The organism is Rothia sp. HMSC065B04, assembly GCF_001812285.1.
Classification (GTDB): Bacteria; Actinomycetota; Actinomycetes; order Actinomycetales; family Micrococcaceae; genus Rothia; species Rothia mucilaginosa.
The window spans coordinates 487,898-504,329 of sequence record NZ_KV808408.1 but is presented as its reverse complement, the minus strand read 5'-3'; the positions used below and the strand labels follow the sequence as shown (position 1 = coordinate 504,329).

General features: G+C 60.6%; 14 protein-coding genes. 7 read left to right on the top strand and 7 right to left on the bottom strand.

Features of this window, described 5'->3' with window-relative positions; genetic code table 11:
- Positions 1 to 170: 170 nt before the first annotated feature.
- The 3 genes from tkt to HMPREF2845_RS05345 all read right to left on the bottom strand — a co-directional run bounded on the left by tkt (position 171) and on the right by HMPREF2845_RS05345 (position 5,054).
- The gene (gene tkt / locus HMPREF2845_RS05355; protein ID WP_070634080.1) at positions 171 to 2,273 is read right to left on the bottom strand and encodes a transketolase; all 2,103 of its coding nucleotides are present in this window, start codon (positions 2,271 to 2,273) and stop codon (positions 171 to 173) included.
- A gap of 685 nt (positions 2,274 to 2,958) precedes the next feature.
- Positions 2,959 to 3,924, bottom strand: coding sequence for an ABC transporter permease (locus HMPREF2845_RS05350; protein WP_070634079.1), 966 nt, complete (start codon positions 3,922 to 3,924; stop codon positions 2,959 to 2,961).
- Entirely contained in the window at positions 3,921 to 5,054 is a 1,134-nt protein-coding gene (locus tag HMPREF2845_RS05345; protein ID WP_049349667.1) for an ABC transporter ATP-binding protein, read from the bottom strand. Before HMPREF2845_RS05345 ends, HMPREF2845_RS05350 begins: the two co-directional genes overlap by 4 nt.
- A 174-nt stretch (positions 5,055 to 5,228) precedes the next feature.
- Between HMPREF2845_RS05345 and HMPREF2845_RS05340 the strand changes: the two genes are divergently transcribed.
- The 5 genes from HMPREF2845_RS05340 (at position 5,229) to HMPREF2845_RS05320 (ending at position 10,177) form a co-directional block, all read left to right on the top strand.
- Positions 5,229 to 6,077, top strand: coding sequence for a helix-turn-helix transcriptional regulator (locus HMPREF2845_RS05340; RefSeq protein WP_049327159.1), 849 nt, complete (start codon positions 5,229 to 5,231; stop codon positions 6,075 to 6,077).
- Positions 6,078 to 6,298: 221 nt separating this feature from the next.
- On the top strand, positions 6,299 to 7,756 hold the full coding sequence (sufB, locus tag HMPREF2845_RS05335) for a Fe-S cluster assembly protein SufB (RefSeq protein ID WP_005506110.1): 1,458 nt from the start codon (positions 6,299 to 6,301) through the stop codon (positions 7,754 to 7,756).
- Complete coding sequence (sufD, locus tag HMPREF2845_RS05330; protein WP_005506109.1) at positions 7,756 to 9,030, top strand: Fe-S cluster assembly protein SufD; 1,275 nt, start codon at positions 7,756 to 7,758, stop codon at positions 9,028 to 9,030. The genes sufB and sufD overlap by 1 nt, the downstream gene beginning before the upstream one ends.
- 19 nt (positions 9,031 to 9,049) lie before the next feature.
- Entirely contained in the window at positions 9,050 to 9,808 is a 759-nt protein-coding gene (sufC, locus tag HMPREF2845_RS05325) for a Fe-S cluster assembly ATPase SufC (RefSeq protein WP_005506105.1), read from the top strand.
- A 39-nt stretch (positions 9,809 to 9,847) separates the two neighbouring features.
- The gene (locus tag HMPREF2845_RS05320; protein WP_005506103.1) at positions 9,848 to 10,177 is read left to right on the top strand and encodes a metal-sulfur cluster assembly factor; all 330 of its coding nucleotides are present in this window, start codon (positions 9,848 to 9,850) and stop codon (positions 10,175 to 10,177) included.
- A 96-nt stretch (positions 10,178 to 10,273) separates the two neighbouring features.
- Here HMPREF2845_RS05320 and HMPREF2845_RS05315 read toward each other — a convergent pair whose 3' ends face one another.
- Entirely contained in the window at positions 10,274 to 10,774 is a 501-nt protein-coding gene (locus HMPREF2845_RS05315) for an HD domain-containing protein (protein WP_049356986.1), read from the bottom strand.
- Positions 10,775 to 11,315: 541 nt separating this feature from the next.
- Between HMPREF2845_RS05315 and HMPREF2845_RS05310 the strand changes: the two genes are divergently transcribed.
- Positions 11,316 to 12,170 carry a DUF4253 domain-containing protein gene (locus HMPREF2845_RS05310; protein ID WP_070634078.1) on the top strand — a complete coding sequence of 285 codons (855 nt, stop codon included), beginning with the start codon at positions 11,316 to 11,318 and terminating at the stop codon, positions 12,168 to 12,170.
- A 79-nt stretch (positions 12,171 to 12,249) separates the two neighbouring features.
- Here HMPREF2845_RS05310 and HMPREF2845_RS05305 read toward each other — a convergent pair whose 3' ends face one another.
- The 3 genes from HMPREF2845_RS05305 to HMPREF2845_RS05295 are packed head-to-tail and all read right to left on the bottom strand — an operon-like array spanning position 12,250 to position 14,490.
- A complete protein-coding gene (locus tag HMPREF2845_RS05305; RefSeq protein ID WP_070634077.1) occupies positions 12,250 to 12,924 on the bottom strand; it encodes an energy-coupling factor transporter transmembrane component T family protein in 675 nt (224 codons plus the stop codon).
- Positions 12,914 to 13,816, bottom strand: coding sequence for an energy-coupling factor ABC transporter ATP-binding protein (locus HMPREF2845_RS05300; RefSeq protein ID WP_070634076.1), 903 nt, complete (start codon positions 13,814 to 13,816; stop codon positions 12,914 to 12,916). Before HMPREF2845_RS05300 ends, HMPREF2845_RS05305 begins: the two co-directional genes overlap by 11 nt.
- Before the next feature lie 32 nt (positions 13,817 to 13,848).
- Entirely contained in the window at positions 13,849 to 14,490 is a 642-nt protein-coding gene (locus HMPREF2845_RS05295; RefSeq protein WP_049347599.1) for a biotin transporter BioY, read from the bottom strand.
- A 292-nt stretch (positions 14,491 to 14,782) separates the two neighbouring features.
- On the opposite strand from HMPREF2845_RS05295, the gene HMPREF2845_RS05290 reads away from it, so the two are divergent.
- Positions 14,783 to 16,381, top strand: coding sequence for an ABC-F family ATP-binding cassette domain-containing protein (locus tag HMPREF2845_RS05290; RefSeq protein ID WP_070634075.1), 1,599 nt, complete (start codon positions 14,783 to 14,785; stop codon positions 16,379 to 16,381).
- Positions 16,382 to 16,432 lie beyond the last annotated feature (51 nt).

Here is a 16,432-nt window from a genome sequence, read left to right as displayed (position 1 = left end):
TGAAAACCTTCGATTCTTTGTCGAAATTGAAATTTGAGATATCAGTGAAATCTTCTGGGCGGCGGGAGGCTCCGGCTGAGCGGTCAGCCGGAGCCTACCCGTTGCGTCCGCACCCCACCCGTACAGGGGGAGCGCAGTGTGCGCGGCAGTTACCGCGGCGTTGTTATTGCCTACTTAGCGGCGTCGATGGATTCCATAGCGGCAGCCACGACAGCCTCCGCGGTGATACCGAATTCGCGGTACAGGGTCTTCGCATCGGCGGATGCACCGAAGTGCTCGATGGACACGGCGCGGCCGGCGGTGCCGAGCAGGTCGTACCAGCTCATCGCCAGGCCAGCCTCGACGGAGACGCGGGCTGCAACCGAGGAGGGCAGAACCGACTCGCGGTACTCTTCGCTCTGCTCGGCGAACCACTCACGCGAAGGCATGGAAACCACGCGGGCGGCGATGCCCTGCTCTGCGAGGGTTGCGCGAGCCTGAACGGCCAGCTCAACCTCGGAACCGGTAGCGATCAGGATGACGTCCGGGGTGCCCTCGGTGTCAGCCATGATGTAGCCGCCGCGTGCGGTGCCCTCAGCGGAAGCGAACTTCTCACCCTCAGCGTCTGCGTGCACGTCTTCACGAGCCCAGACGGGCAGGTTCTGGCGGGAGAGCACGATACCTGCGGGGCGGTCGGACTTCTCCAGGATGGTGCGCCATGCGACGGCGGTTTCGTTTGCGTCCGCGGGGCGAACCACGTCGAAGCCGGGGATAGCGCGCAGAGAGGAGAGGTGCTCGATCGGCTGGTGGGTGGGGCCGTCCTCGCCCACACCAATGGAGTCGTGGGTCCACACGTACAGTGCGGGAACGCCCATCAGCGCGGAGAGACGAACAGCCGGACGCTGGTAGTCGGAGAACACGAAGAAGGTGCCCGAGAACGCGCGGGTCGGGGAGGAGAGCACGATACCGTTGACGATGGCTGCGGCAGCCTGCTCACGAATACCGAAGTGCAGCACGCGACCGTAGGGGTTCGCGGTCCAGTCTTCGGTGCTGTGCGATGCCGGGTTGAAGGACTCTGCACCCTTGATGGTGGTCAGGTTCGAGCCGGCGAGGTCAGCGGAGCCACCCCACAGTTCGGGGAAGGTGTCAGCAATAGCGTTGATGACGGTGCCGGATGCCGCGCGGGTTGCCACGGAGGTGCCAGCCTCGAACACGGGGAAGGCAGCCTTGTAGTCTGCGGGCAGTTCGCCTGCGACGAGGCGCTTGTACAGTTCGGCGCGCTCGGGGTTAGCCTTAGCCCACGCCTCGAACTTCTCGTCCCATGCCTTGTGTGCCGCTGCGCCGCGCTCAACGAGCTGGCGGGTGTGCGCCAGGACGTTCTCCTCGATGAAGAAGCTCTTGGCGGGGTCGAAGCCGAGCAGTTCCTTGGTTGCGGCAACCTCTTCAGCACCGAGCTTGGAGCCGTGCACTGCGCCGGTGTTCTGCTTGGTGGGGGCGGGGTAGCCGATGATGGTGCGCAGCTCAATGAAGGAGGGCTTGTCGGTGACAGCCTTTGCACGCTCAATAGCGGCGTACAGTTCTGCGACATCCTCAACGTAGTCGCCGGTGCGGGTCCAGTCCACGCGCTGAACATCCCAACCGTAGGACTCGTAGCGCTTTGCTACGTCCTCGGTGAAGGCAACGTCGGTGTCTTCCTCAATGGAGATGTGGTTGCGGTCCCAGACGACGATCAGGTTGCCGAGCTCCTGGTGGCCCGCAAGCGCGCTGGCTTCGGCGGTCACGCCCTCCTGCACGTCACCTTCGGAGGCGATGACGTAGACGTGGTGGTCGAAGGGGGAGGTGCCCGGTGCTGCTTCGGGGTCGAACATGCCGCGCATACGACGCTGTGCGTAGGCGAAACCAACGGCGGAGGCCAGGCCCTGGCCGAGCGGGCCGGTGGTGATTTCTACGCCCTTGGTGTGCTTGTATTCGGGGTGGCCGGGGGTGAGGGCACCCCAGGTGCGCAGGGCTTCCAGGTCGCTCATTTCGAGGCCGTAGCCGCCGAGGAACAGCTGAGTGTACAGGGTGAGGGAGGTGTGGCCGGGGGAGAGGATGAAGCGGTCACGGCCTTCCCAGCGGTCGTCGGAGGGATCCTGGTTCATGACCTTCTGGAAGAGCAGGTAGGCGACCGGCGCCAGGCTCATTGCGGTGCCGGGGTGGCCGGATCCGACCTTTTCTACGGCGTCTGCGGCGAGGATACGTGCGGTATCTACGGCGCGCTGGTCGGTTTCTGTCCACTGGAAGTTCTCTGCCACGTGGGTGTCCTTTCACAACGTGAGTGGATGCGCCAGCAGGCTTGTGCTAGCGCGCTGTCCGTCGGGTGTAACGTGCCTTCGGTGGCGCTTATTCCCGCGCCGGTAGGCACCCGGGTAGGTGCGGGGCACACGGGGTGCTGTGCGCGGGGCGTCCGGAGAGTTGTTTCGACCCTTTCGTTTTAACAGGATAGTTCACGAGGCGGCAGGATCCGGTGTGTGAATGCAGACATTCACAGGGTGATACGGGGCTGAGATGGAGAAAAAGCGACGCTACAACGCGGGCTCCGCGGATTTCGCGGTGCGCGTTTGAGCTGTGTTTCTGAGCTATGCGCTGAATATTGTTCAGTAACGTAACAATTTTTGTGTAAGTGGTGAAGCTCATGTTAAGGTTGAGCAGGAAGGTTGCAGACCGAAACAGTGGTTGGGTCGGTCTGCATCTCGGTGATTGAAGCCCCTCCTCCGCGTAAGAACCGTTGATTATCTTACTGTGGTGGTGAGATAAAAGGTTCTGGAGGATGGTGCTTTCTTTTAGTCTCTGACCGTGCACTTTGTGTGTGGTTGAGGCTAAAGGTTTGTGTTATATGAATGGGCGCCGGATATGTATCGGAACATATCCGGCGCCCGCCTTTTTAACCTGCAGTTGCTTTAGCTGTATGCGCGAAAAGCGCTGCCTGCCAGGTTGCTACTAGTCAGACCACTTGAACTTGCGCGAGGCAATAAACCCAATGACCACGGTCCACACAATGAGGACCCAGTGCGGGTCAGCGAGCCACTGATGCTGAATGAAGTTGCCGCGCAGCGCGTCACCCAGAGCCGCCGAGGGCGACCACGCCACGATTCCGGCGTACCAGTCGGGGAAGGACTTGAGCGGGAACACCACGCCGCCGGCACCGGCAAGAATGACCCAGGCAATATTCACGATGGCGAGGGTCGCCTCCGCGCGCACCGTGCCTGCAATGAGTAGGCCTAGTGCTGTAAACGCGCCGGCACCCATGAGCATCGTGATGATGGAGCGAGAGACGGCGATAGCGTCCGGGCGCCAGCCCAGACCGTAGCCGAGCACCGCAACCAGCGTGAACTGAATCGCCACGACCACCAGCACCGCAATGCACTTGCCCATGATTAGGCCGTTACGGCCCAGGGGAGTGGTCGCAAGGAATCGCAGCACGCCGTAGCGGCGATCAAAACCTGTGGCAATGCCCTGACCGGACAGCGCCGTAGAAATCACGCAGAGCGCCAGAACGCCGGGGACCGCCGCATCCATGCGGGATACACCGACTGAGTTTGCGTACTCATCAATCAGGCCGGTGAACCGCAACGCAATGAGTGCCATGACGGGAAAAATAATGTTGAGCATCAGCTGTTCGCCGTTGCGGAGCATCGCCATCGTCTCGTAGCGGCCCTGCTCGATCACGCGCACGAGCGGGTAGTTCGCGCGCGGGGGAATGTACTCCTCATCTTCGTCAATAGAAGAGACCCTGGGGCGGGTGTCTACGGCGGGGCGGGTGTTCGCGGCGCGTTCTTCCATTCGGTTCCCTTCCGCTCGGCTCTCTTTTGCTCGGTTCTCTTCTGCAGGCATTTCTTTTACTTGGTTTTCTGCTGCCCGGTTGTTGGCCGCCCGGTTGTTGTTAGTGCGTGCGGTGTTGCTCATCGGATATCACGTCCTGAAATGTCGAGGAAGACATCCTCAAGAGTCTTCGGTTCCATGGTGAGAGAAATCGGCATGAGGTAACGCTCGGCGAGTGCCGAGGTGAACGCCGCCAGATGCTCGGGGCGTAGCGCGCCGACCAGCTCATACGCGCCGGGCACGGAGGGTGCGCCGTCACGAGCCGGGGTGTAGGGCACCTTCTCGATGAGCTCCACACCGGCACGCAGATGCGCGGGTAGCAGCTGCTCGCGGGTGGGGGTGGGTGCATCCAGTGTGTACTGCAGGCGGTTTGTGCCGTCGCTGGCGATGAGCTCGGAGACGGTACCTTCCTGAACTGTGGTGCCGTTTTCAATGATGTAGACGTAGTCGGCGAGCTTCTGCGCGTCATCAATCAGGTGCGTGGTGAGCACGATTGCGGTGCCGAGCTCACGCTGTTCACGAATGATATCGAAGACGACGTTGCGGGATTGCGGATCCAGGCCCGCGGAGGGCTCGTCGAGGAAGAGCACGTCCGGGCGGCCGATGAGGGCGGCGGCGAGGGAGACGCGCTGCTTCTGACCACCCGAGAGGCGGCGAATCGTAGTGCCGTTGAAGGCATCAATGCCGAGGCGTTCTGCGAGCTCTTCGACCGGGTACGGGTCGGTGTACATGGTCGAGATGTGCTCGAGTAGCGGAATGGGGTGCATGGCGTTGGGCAGGCCGCCGTCCTGGAGCATAATGCCGACCTTGGCGCGCAGCTCCGGGTCCGCCTGTAGCGGGTTTTCTCCGAGCAGGCGCACGGTACCGCGGGTGGGCTTAAGTAGGCCCTGGGCGCAGGCGAGAGTCGTGGTTTTGCCAGCACCATTGGCTCCGAGTAGGACGACCACCTCACCGGGGAAGACGCGCAGGTTGACCTTGTTGACGGCGCGGTAGAGCCCGCTGGCGGTGAGCCGTTCGGGGTATTTGGTGCGGAAGGCGCGTGAGGGTTTGAACTCTTTGATGAGGTCTTTAATGGTGAGCGCCGGTTCTTCGGTGACGATGCGTCGTCGTGCGGTGGGGGAGGCGCTGGGCTCCGTGTGGTGCTCAGTGTGTGCCGTTGGTACGGCGGATGCACGCCCCGGGTGGTCCTGCTGGCCCGCAGTGGTGGTCTCCATAGACAGTCACTTTCGATTTTTTCGCTGATGAGCGTGTGTACCCCTTCATCTTATGCCCTAACTCACGTTCAAGGCACGCCCGTTACGACTCAAAAGTTCACTTTAAGGTAGAAAAGTTAGCAAGTAGGGGTACCTAACTAGCCAAAGAAAAACTAATTAGGACATACTTTACTTGTGTATTCCGTGAATAAGACCCCTCAGCGCGCCTCAACGAACGAGGCGCAGACCCGAAACGGCACCCGAACCGCCGCCTCGGGCTCTACTGGTGCTTCCAGTACAAAGTCCTCCGCGGCACGCACATCCAAGCGCAAAGCCGAGGCAGAAGAACGCACCAGGGACCGCGTCCTGCGTGAAGTCCTCAATAACGGCCCCGTATCCGCAGCAACCCTCGGTGAGCTCCTCAGCCTCACCCCCGCAGCGGTACGCCGCCACCTCGACGCCCTCGAATCCAACAACATGATCGAGGTTGCGCCCATCAAAAAGCACGGCGCCGGAGCTGGCCGACCCGCCCGCCGCTACGTGATCGCCCCCCAGGGCCACGAACGCCTCGGCAACGACTACCTCATCATCGCCCGCGACGCCCTGCAAATGCTCCGCGACACGGTTGGGCAGGAAGCCCTCGAAGCTTTCGCCTCCGCCCGCGCCGCAGAAATGGAAGCCCGCTACCGACCCGTCGTAGAAGCCGCCGGTGATGACGTGGCAGCCAGAGCGCAGGCGCTCGCAGAGGCAATGAGCAAGGACGGTTTCGTGGCGACCGCTCAGGTCACCGCGCCTCCTGCAGGGCGAACCGTTCCCGAGCATTTTCTGGCAAGTATTCAGCTCTGTCAGGGTCACTGCCCGGTACGCGACCTCGCTGGAGACTTCCAAGTGTTCTGCGAGCAGGAAACCGGGATTATTTCTGACCTGCTCGGCGTTGATGTCCGTAGGCTTTCAACCATGGCTTCGGGTGCTCACGTGTGTACCACGCACGTGCCCCTGAACCGTGTCACCGCCGAGGGTGAGAAGAACGCAGAAGAATCCTAGAGAAACTTATTCCTAGAGAAACCTTCCGCGTAACGCTTACCGCAGTACCCCGCGGCGCACCCCGATGAACCCCTCAAGGGGCGCGACTCGCACGCTGAAACCCGCCCGTCCCACGCTGCGTTAAACGCCGTGGTCGAGAGCGGCATCAGCCCCTAAAACTACCGCGCCTGCAACCGGCAGGTGGCGGAGAGAAATGTAATAACCATCGAAGAAAGGCCGTAATGACTGAGAAAGTTGGGCAGAACGCCAACGACACCGTCATTTCAGAGATCCTGGAGATGAACCCCGAACTCGAGGGCATTGGCAACTACGAGTACGGTTGGGCAGACTCCGACGAAGCAGGCCAGGTAGCAAAGCGCGGCCTGGACGAGAACGTCGTGCGCGACATCTCTGCGAAGAAGAACGAACCCCAGTGGATGCTGGATATGCGTCTGAAGGCGCTGAAGTTCTTTGAGCGTAAGCCCATGCCCACCTGGGGTGCGGATCTTTCCGAAATCGACTTCGACAACATCAAGTACTTCGTGCGCTCGACCGAGGGTCAGGCGGCTTCTTGGGAGGAACTGCCCGAGGATATCCGCACCACCTACGAGCGTCTGGGTATTCCCGAGGCGGAGCGTAACTCCCTCGTCGCGGGTGTGGCTGCACAGTACGAGTCTGAGGTCGTGTACCACCAGATCCGTGAGGACCTGGAGAAGCAGGGCGTGATTTTCGTCGATACCGATACCGGTCTGCGCGAGTACCCCGAACTGTTCAAGGAATACTTCGGCTCCATCATCCCGATTGGTGACAACAAGTTCTCCGCACTGAACACCGCCGTATGGTCCGGTGGCTCCTTCGTGTACGTTCCCCCGGGAGTTCACGTGGAGATCCCGCTGCAGGCGTACTTCCGCATTAACACCGAGAACATGGGCCAGTTCGAACGCACCCTGATCATCGCTGACGAGGGCTCCTACGTTCACTACATTGAGGGCTGCACCGCCCCCATCTACAAGTCCGACTCCCTGCACTCCGCAGTGGTTGAGATTGTGCTGAAGAAGAACGCACGCGTTCGCTACACCACCATCCAGAACTGGTCGAACAACGTCTACAACCTGGTGACCAAGCGTGCGGTTGCGCACGAGGGCGCCACCATGGAATGGGTGGACGGCAACATCGGTTCGAAGGTCACCCAGAAGTACCCGGCTGTTTACATGGTCGGCGAGCACGCTAAGGGTGAGACCCTGTCCATCGCATTCGCGGGTGAGGGTCAGCACCAGGACACCGGTTCGAAGATGGTTCACATTGCACCGAACACCTCCTCGACCATTGTGTCCAAGTCCGTGGCACGTAACGGCGGCCGCAGCGCATACCGTGGCCTGGTTCAGGTGCGTGAGGGCGCTAAGCACTCTAAGTCCTCCGTGGTCTGTGACGCACTGCTGGTGGACACCATCTCCCGCTCCGACACCTACCCCTACGTGGATGTCCGCGAGGACGATGTGACCATGGGTCACGAGGCGACCGTTTCCCGCGTCTCCGAGGACCAGCTGTTCTACCTGATGCAGCGCGGCCTGAGCGAAGAAGAAGCAATGGCGATGATCGTCCGCGGCTTCGTTGAGCCTATCGCCCGCGAGCTGCCGATGGAGTACGCACTCGAACTGAACCGCCTGATCGAACTTCAGATGGAAGGATCTGTGGGCTAATGCCGACCAACGAAGAAACCCTGGGTTACCACTCCCCGATCATCCCCGGCATGGACCAGGAGGGCGAGAAGCTCGCCACCGAGTTCGCCCACGATGACACCCTGATGCGCGCCACCGAGGCACACCACCAGGGCTCCAACCCGAACAACGTCCAGAAGGTACTCGAAGCATCCCGTGCAGAGCGTAAGACCTCCTACAACGTGGAAGACTTCGCACCCCTGACCGGTCGTGAAGAGGACTGGCGCTTCACCCCGCTGAAGCGTCTGGGCGGCCTGCACCTGGAGAAGCTGACCGGCACCGCACCGGCACCGAAGATCACTGCACCCGAGCAGGTTCAGGTTGAGACTGTCTCTCGCGAGGATGCACGCATCGGCTCCGCAGGTATCCCCGAGGACCGTGTGGCAGCGAACGCGTGGTCCAGCTTCACCGAAGCAACCGTGGTGACCATCCCCGCCGAAGCTGAACTGGCTGAGCACGTGGAAATCGACATCACCGGCACTGGCAACGAGGCTGCCGCACAGCACATCGTGATTGAGGCTAAGCCCTTCTCGAAGGCTGTCGTGGTTCTGCGCCACACCGGCTCCACCGTCCTGGCACAGAACGTTGAGTTCGTGGTGAACGACGAGGCTGAGCTGAACGTTGTTTCCGTGCAGCAGTGGGCTGACGACGCGATCCACACCTCCGCACACTACGCTAAGCTGGGCCGCAATGCACGCTTCAAGCACGTTGTGGTGTCCCTCGGCGGCGACCTGGTGCGCGTGACCCCCTCCACCAAGTTCACCGCTCCCGGCGCTGAGACTGAAATGTACGGCCTGTACTTCGTAGACGCAGGTCAGCACATTGAGTCCCGCCTGTTCGTGGACCACTCCGTACCCAACTGCAAGTCCCGCGTGACCTACAAGGGCGCGCTGCAGGGTAAGGGTGCGCACTCCGTATGGGTTGGTGACGTTCTGATTGGTAAGGATGCAGAAGGCACCGACACCTACGAGCTGAACCGTAACCTGCTGTTGGAAGTTGGCCCCCGCGCCGACTCCGTGCCGAACCTGGAGATTGAGACCGGCCTGATTGAGGGCGCCGGCCACGCATCCACCACCGGCCAGCTCGATGAGCAGCACCTGTGGTACCTGCAGGCTCGCGGTATTCCGGAGGCTGAGGCACGCCGTCTGGTCGTGCGCGGCTTCCTGAACGAGATCATTCAGCAGATTCGTGTTCCCGAACTTGAAGAGCAGCTCACCGAGGCCCTTGAGGCAGAGCTCGCCCTCAGCAACAACTAAGCTTTACCAGGAGAAATCAATGTCTACTCTTGAAATCAAGGACCTTCACGTCTCGGTTATCCTCGACGACGAAACCACCAAGCCCATCCTGAAGGGCGTTAACCTGACCATCAACTCGGGCGAGATTCACGCAATCATGGGCCCGAACGGTTCCGGTAAGTCCACTCTGGCTTCCACCATTGCTGGCCACCCCAAGTACCAGGTTGATTCCGGTCAGATCCTGCTCGACGGTGAGGACATCACCGAGATGAGCGTGGACGAGCGTGCACGCGCAGGCCTGTTCCTGGCTATGCAGTACCCGGTTGAGATCCCCGGTGTGACCATGTCCAACTTCCTGCGTTCCGCTAAGACCGCTGTGGACGGCAAGGCTCCCTCCCTGCGTACCTGGACTAAGGACGTTAAGGAAGCCATGAAGAACCTGGAGATTGACCCCGCGTTCATCGCACGTAACGTGAACGAGGGCTTCTCCGGTGGTGAGAAGAAGCGCCACGAGATCCTTCAGCTGGAGCTGCTCAAGCCCAAGTTCGGCATCCTGGACGAGACCGACTCCGGTCTGGACGTTGACGCACTGAAGATCGTGTCTGAGGGCGTTAACCGTGCGCACGACGAGAACGACATGGGCGTCATGCTGATTACCCACTACACCCGCATCCTGCGCTACATCAAGCCGCAGTTCGTGCACGTGTTCGTGGACGGCAAGATGGTTGACCAGGGCGGCCCCGAGCTGGCTGACCGCCTGGAAGAAGAGGGCTACGTAGCTTACGTAGGTAAGAAGTAAGCTTCTTCCCTGACCGGATTCTGACAGAAAGATAGAACTATGACTGAGACTGTGCAGGGTCGTGTTCCTCAGGAAGAGATTGAGGAAGCCCTCAAGGAGGTCATTGACCCGGAGCTCGGCGTCAATATTGTTGACCTCGGTCTGCTCTACGGTCTGCGCTGGGATGAGGATGGAACCCTCATTCTGGACCTGACTCTGACCACTGCGGCGTGCCCGCTGCAGGAGGTTATTGAGGAGCAGGTTCAGAGCAACCTGGATAACCTGGTTGATTCTTGGCGTGTGAACTGGGTTTGGATGCCGCCGTGGGGCCCGGAGCGTATTACTGAGGACGGCCGCGATATGATGCGCGCGCTGGGCTTCAACATCTAAGCTCCTGACTCGCAGATAAGGTACCCGCCCGGTGCCGAAGGTGTATGCCTTCGGCACCGGGCGGGTATTTTTGTGTCTTCTGGGTTTTGCGCCTACCTAGTCGTTCAGGTGCAGCAGCTTCAGCGAGTGCTCATACTTGATCATGAGGCAGGTACGAGTCGGTTCCTCCAGAAGTGCCAAACGCTGCGGGTCAGTATTATCCGCAATATCGGCAAGCTTCACCAGACGAGCCAAATCATTCACACGCACCCGGCTCAGATACGACTCACGCGACTCACCCGGGCGGCGGGTCAAGGCCTCAATCGCATCCACAATACGCGCCGAGAAGTGACGAGCCAGATATGCGAGGGAAACGCCGGTATCCTCCACCGTGTCATGCAGCAGCGCCACGATCTGCGCTTCAGCCTTCAGCTCCTCCAAAGAAATATCAGGGTGAGTCGCGGCAGCCAACTCACACGCAAGCTTACGTACCCCAAGAGCCACACGGCGAGGGTGGGAGATGTAGGGCCAGCCGTTACGGTCAGTCTGCCCCTCATGCGCCTTATCAGCGATGCTGTCTGCCAGGCGAACCATCTCTTTGTAGTAGTTATTCGACATGAGAACCTCCGTTGGTTTGAACTCCTGCGAGTTGATGGTCTCAGCGACGTTTTCCGCACCAACGCGGCACGGGTGGTAGCTGGTACCAACACTCTACGCCAGCTGTGGGGCTGCGGTGGCGGAACTCGCCCGAAACACCCTTAATACGTCAAATATGACGCGCCGAAGAAGAAAATAGGGTGCTTTATGTCTGCAAATCATAAACTTGGTGCCTGTTCTACCAGAGTTCTGCAGCGGATACCGACCCGCAGGAGGCGCCCCGCACCACCGCGAAAGTGTCTGCCGCACCCTTTGGCGCCGCCCGGTGTAACTCGCCCAAAATCTCATATGGTGGCAAAAAAATTTCTAACTTTTTCTGGCGAAAACAGGTGCTCAAACCGCCCAACACAAAGGCAGTTTAAGCGTGTTTAGCACACACCGATACACACTCATCAAACGAAAAAATTACACGCCCTCCGTGCCCTGCTAAAACATCCAAAAACCCGGATTTTTGTGCGAAAATACGCGATAAACTGGGGGCAACCAAACATCGGAGAACACCATGGCAGAGCTCTACGAGCGCTTCGTCGCTTTGTATCCCTACCCACACGAGCGAATCCGCCACGGCGCCCCACGAGCCGAACTTAACCGGCGATACCTCGAACACCTCTACGAGGGCAAGAACCGGGGAACAACCCCCATCGTGGTTGCCCTCGACCCGACCCTGCTCGGAACCATTGAGAATAACGTCTCCCTACGTACCTCAACCCCAGTACAGGACATCACCGCCGACACCGTCAAGCGGTACGCACACGAGCTCATCACCGACCAGCATCGTTACCTGGATCAAGTCGGTGTAGAAGTCGCCGCGCACGAGGCGTTCCGGCACCTGAACGAGAGCACCTACCTGCAGACCTACCGCCGCCTCATGGAGAACGGCGAACTCGGCGAAGACGATATTGGCACGCCCCTGAAAGCGGAGTACCCCTTCGAACTGACCGCCGGCATCATCAATGAGAAGGTTAAGGCCACCGACATTGACAGCGCCGCGGAACTGCTCATCATGGACCTGCCGCTGCGGAACGCATCCGGGGTGTTCGCCTACCTGCCCTTTGGCGGGTGGGATTCCAGTCCCAGCCCCGAGGCGATGCTGTCCATTGCCCGCTACTGGTTTGAACGCGACGACGCCTACCCGGCTGTTATCGCCTCAGACTTTATCGAGTTCTACACGCCGGTGCCGGTCACAACCCGCCGCGACGCCGAAATCCTGGCGGTCGAGCACACGATGGTTTCCTCGGCGATGCCGGTGCGTGTCTACCGCGGCTTCGACAAGCTCGTGGAGGCGCTCTACGGTCAGCACGACTGGTACCTGTGGTGGGAGCAGCTCCCGGCGGTGCTCCTCATTGAAACGCCCTAAACCAGCCTAGCTAGGCGAGTTAAAGCGAAGGGGCGGGATGAACCTACACGGTTCACCCCGCCCCTCTCGCGTATCTGCGCTAGTTCAGCTCGTCCACGTGCCGCGCCCGCAAAGCACGAGCGGTCGCCGTCGCGTAATCAACCGCCTGCACCACCCACGGAATCAGCAGCCGCCAATACATGCGCTTGGGCAGGTTACGCGCCACCGCCGCCCTGCGCAACGCACCCCAACGGTCCATGAGCGCCGGAATTGACCGGATCATCAACGCAATCAGCAGACCCAGACGCTCTGGGGAAAGACCAACGAAACGTAGCGGCGAACACAGCCTCACAAAGCCGTCAATCAGAACCGGCAGGGGAGTGCTCACCAGCAGAGCGCGGGACGCATAAAAAGCCGTCAGCATAGTCGCGATAGCATCCGCGCCGGAGGCGTACTGACCCGTAAACACGTAATAGCCGACCATAATCAGTAGCAGCAGAGACAGCGTGCGAACCACCAGCCACAGCTGGGAGGCAGGCACACCAGCCCACAACGCGCAGAACGTGGAGGCAACCAAAGCCACCAGCGCCACCTGCCAGCTGGTCACCGCCAACAGCAGAAACAACCCAAAGAAGAGCGTGCCCTTGAACCACAGCGGCGCCCGATGCACCGGCGTGTTCAACGGCTGGTAGAAACCCACCAGCAGAGTACCGGGGATGAAATCCGAGCCCTGGCCGGCGGGGCGAGGATTCACGCGCGGCGTGTTAGCGCCCATGCGCGCCTCCTGCAGTGTCCGTGCTGTCGCCTGCATCTTCGATATCGGCGCCTTCATTCGGGAACCCCTCGGCACACCACGTGCGGTACTGCTGAACCAGCTGCGCCGCATCCCCCTGGGCGAGCAAACGACCGTCATGAATAATCACGGCTTCATCGCAGGACGCCGCCAAATCCAGGTCGTGCGTGCTGAGCACCAGCATCTGATCCAGCGACTCCAAATGCTTGAGTAGCCGCGCGCGATTACGCAAATCCAGCAGGGTGGTCGGCTCATCGAGCAGAAGAATCTGCGGGCGCGCCGCCAGCACGCTGGTGAGAGCAACCAGCTGCTTTTCGCCTCCTGAGAGGGTGAAAACGCTCTGGTCCTCCAGGCGTTCGAGGCCGCGCTCGCGGAGCAGTTCACGAATCCGTTCGCGGCGCTGCTCACCGCTGAGGGCATTACCTTCAACGGCTGCGGCACGGCGCAGGCTCAGGTCAATATCTTCGGCAACGGTGGGCATAATCAGCTGCGCCTCCGGCTGGGCGAAGAGCATGCCCACGCCCTCAAAAGCACCCGGGGAATTACCGCGAGCACCCGTCGAGCCGCGGCTCGGTGTCTCCAGAGTGTCGACACCGTTCACTCGCACAATACCTTCATCCGGGTGGGTGAGCCCGTTAAAAAGCCCTAGCAGGGTCGACTTGCCGCTACCGTTCAGGCCCAGCACCGCGGTGCGCTTCGCCGTGAACCGCAGGCTTACATCCTTGAGGATACGGCGATGCCCGCCTTCGGGCAGCTCGGTGAAAACACTCACCGATTCAAGCTCAAGGGCGGGCATGCTGGTAGAGGCGCTCACCGCCTGCTCGCCTTGCACCTGCTGCGGTGCAGGCTGGCGCGTGGAGCGGCGAAAAAACATAGCTATCCTCTCGTGTGGCACATTGTGTGCTTTTAACGCTGGGCAGAAGCCAGGGACGGGAAGGCGCGGCGTACCGACAAACCAACCAGAACCGCGATCGTGGACTTCACCAGATCCCAGGGAACGAATACCATTGCCGCGCTGAACGCGGCGTCAAAAGTCATGTGGGCGTTCACCATCATACCGGCGATACCGCAGGCGGTCAGAACCACAAAACCGCAGAAGTTCGCGACCAGAGCCATAAGGAAGGTCGCGCCAACCGAACGGGTGTTGCGGGTGAGCAGGTATGCGAGGGTACCGGCAATAGCGGCGAAGGGCAGGAAGCCGAGCAGGTAGCCGGCACTCGGGGAGGCGAGCGTACCCAAACCGGCGCCGCCCTTAGCGAAGATGGGCAGGCCAGCGAAACCAACCAGCAGGTACAGCGCCACGGAGGCGGTGGCACGCTTGCCGCCGAGCACCTGTGCGGTGATGTAAATGCCGAGGGTCTGGAAGGTGAAGGGAACCGCAACGCCGCCCAAGCTGACGGCGGGCATGATGGCGAGCGCGGCGATGAAGCCCGCGAACACTGCGATGAGGGAGAGATCGGTGGCGAGGGAGGTCTTTGCCGCTACGTTACGGCGCGGTGCCTGAGTTGCCTGGGGTTCCTGGGCTGATTCGCGCACGGAATCGGTCATTGGGGTGGTACTCCTTTGATACGTATTGCTCTGCAGATTTTTCTACAGAGTTGAGGGTGGCGGTGGTTGACTGCTTGTCACAACCCAATTTTTGAACAATGTTCTACGAATAGTGTTCGGTATGTATCGTACACCGCACACCATGAAAACAAAAGGTGCCCCACATGCGCACTCGGCACACCTGCACTAAAATTGATGAGGTGCTCTGCGCGCTCGCCGCTTCTAACTCGGCGAATCCCGCCCACCAAGCACTATCAACCCACACACCAGACCGCCATCCGGAAAGGCACCCATGATTGCTGTACAGAACCTCGAATTGCGTGCAGGCGCGCGCCTGCTCATGGAAGAGGTCACCTTCCGCATCGATAAGGGCGATAAGATTGGTCTGGTGGGCCGCAACGGTGCCGGTAAGACCACTATGACTAAGGTGCTTGCCGGTCTGACCCTGCCCGCTGACGGTACGGTGACCCGCAGCGGCACTATCGGCTACCTTCCGCAGGACCCGAAGGTGGATGACATGAGCCAGCTGGCGCGTGACCGTATCCTCTCGGCGCGTGGCCTGGACGGTGTGGCGCGCAAGATGCGTCAGGCGCAGAACGATATGGCTAGTGAGGACCCGGCGGTGCGCGCTAAGGGTATGCGCCGCTACGACCGTCTTGAGGCTGAGTTTATTGCCGGTGGCGGCTACGCGGCTGAGTCGGAGGCGGCGGTCATCACCTCCAACCTGGACTTGCCGGAGCGTGTGCTCGCCCAGCCGCTGTCTACTCTGTCGGGTGGTCAGCGTCGCCGTGTGGAGCTGGCGCGTATTCTCTTCTCCAATGCAGACACCATGCTGCTGGATGAGCCGACCAACCACCTGGATGCCGACTCGATTCTGTGGCTGCGCGACTTCTTGAAGAACTTCTCGGGCGGCCTGATGGTTATTAGCCACGACGTTGAGCTGATGGAGCTGGTCGTCAACCGCGTCTTCTACCTGGACGCGAACCGCTGCGTGATTGACCAGTACAACATGGGCTGGAAGAACTACCTGACTCAGCGTGAGCAGGATGAGCACCGCCGCAAGCGTGAGCGTGCGAATGCGCAGAAGAAGGCGAATGCTCTGATGGAGCAGGCGAATAAGATGCGCGCGAAGGCGACGAAGGCTGTTGCTGCTCAGCAGATGATTAAGCGTGCTGAGAAGCTTCTGCGCGGCCTGGAGGATGAGCGTCAGAGCGATAAGGTTGCGGCGATTCGCTTCCCGGATCCGGCGCCGTGCGGTAAGACTCCGCTCTCTGCCCAGGGCCTGTCGAAGTCCTATGGCTCTCTGGAGATTTTCACGGACGTTGACTTGGCGATTGACCGCGGTTCGCGCGTGGTGGTGCTGGGTCTGAACGGTGCCGGTAAGACCACTCTGCTGCGCATGCTGGCTGGTTCCACCGAGCCTGATACGGGTGAGGTCGTGTACGGTCACGGCGCGAAGCTGGGCTATTTTGCGCAGGAACACGAAATTCTTGATGGTGACCGCACTGTCTTTGAGAACATGAAGTCTGCTGCGCCGGATCTGGATGACACCCGCGTGCGCACGATTCTAGGTTCGTTCCTGTTCTCCGGTGATGACGTGGATAAGCCCGCCGGCGTGCTTTCCGGTGGTGAGAAGACCCGCCTGTCCCTGGCGACCCTGGTGGCATCGAGTGCGAACGTGCTGCTGCTCGATGAGCCGACCAACAACCTGGACCCCGCCTCGCGTGAGGAGATTCTGAACGCGTTGAAGGCGTACCAGGGTGCTATCGTGATGGTTTCTCACGATGAGGGCGCTGTGGAGGCGCTGGATCCTGAGCGCGTGCTGCTTCTACCGGATGCGGTGGAGGACCTATGGTCGAAGGATTACCAGGATTTGATTTCGCTGGCGTAAAGCATTATCCGCTGACATAAAAGTACGGGGGAGGCTCCGGTACCGTGTGGT